Annotated in this window: 1 protein-coding gene and 1 pseudogene; one reads left to right on the top strand and one right to left on the bottom strand. The window is 41.2% G+C overall.

Annotated elements, in window-relative coordinates; genetic code table 11:
- A pseudogene (locus AN486_RS26565) lies at positions 1–299 on the bottom strand (3-dehydroquinate synthase); the annotation flags it as partial.
- A gap of 568 nt (positions 300–867) precedes the next feature.
- On the opposite strand from AN486_RS26565, the gene petL reads away from it, so the two are divergent.
- The gene (gene petL / locus AN486_RS26560; RefSeq protein WP_035081422.1) at positions 868–960 is read left to right on the top strand and encodes a cytochrome b6-f complex subunit PetL; all 93 of its coding nucleotides are present in this window, start codon (positions 868–870) and stop codon (positions 958–960) included.
- The last annotated feature ends 76 nt before the right edge of the window (positions 961–1,036 follow it).

Raw genomic sequence — 1,036 nt, 5'->3', positions numbered from 1 at the left:
GTTGAGGAGCGTTCTAGGCGATTTTCCAGGGCAATGTCGTAGAGTTTTTGAATGGAGTTGAGGGTTTTGTAGCGTTCTCCTGGGGGTAGGTTGTAGCTAACGACTTGAAAACCGGCATTTTCTAAAGAGGCGATCGCTCTTTCGCCATAATATTTAAATATCATCGGGTTGGAAACTAGCAATACTTTCTTACCTAGTTTCAAACTCGCCATTTGTTCACCTAGTTGATCTAAACTCCCAGGTGCAATGGTAATATCATAAGATTTTTCTGGTATATCTACTTTAATTACAGAACTCATAAGACCTCGCGGTAAGTGGGAAACTCAGTGGCTTTAGCCCTGAGAGGGAAGCGACACGAGGGATTTTAATCCCTGTGGTATGCTAGAATGAAATCGTGAGTAAGAACAATAAACATCTACGTGTTGAAACATCCTAGTACGGAGAAATCCCGGCTCCTATGAAACAACGGTTAGGTTCAAGTCCTAGCGGCAGTATTGACTTGAAAGAGCAAGTAATGGCAGGTTGTGGAGCGTACCGCATCTTGGCTTAGTGATGGACTCACAAAAACACTGAAAACAATAAAAGTAATAAAAGTAAGCGCAATTTCGACACCTTGATTGGTGGTTGTATTGAGCGTCTAGTCGGCGTTTGACGGTCGCAGCGAGATTAGATTAGGCTAAACCTTTAATCTAATTCTGTCAGTAGAATCTCAGTGGCTTTAGCCCTGAGAGTGTCAATCCCTAACCCTAATATAATCACTCGTCTGGGTATTTTACCCCAAGTTGACAACCTCTTTTCTATTCCCTGTTCCCTTTAATAATTATTGATGATTGAATAGAAATAAGTAACTAATCTGGAGCAAAACAAATGGCTGTAGTTGAATATATTGTCTTTTTAGGCGTGTTTATGGGTGTAGCTGTTGGCTTGCTATTTGGTCTGCGCGGAGCCAAGATTCTCTAACCCTACCATTAGACGCTAATTAAACCCACTTTATGTGGGTTTAATACTTTGCTGTTTGATTGCAAGTTTTCACCAC

It is taken from the genome of Anabaena sp. AL93 (assembly GCF_001672085.1).
In the GTDB taxonomy this organism is placed as follows: Bacteria; Cyanobacteriota; Cyanobacteriia; order Cyanobacteriales; family Nostocaceae; genus Dolichospermum; species Dolichospermum heterosporum.
Note: the sequence above shows the minus strand (reverse complement) of the source record. Positions and strands in the feature narration are given on the sequence as shown.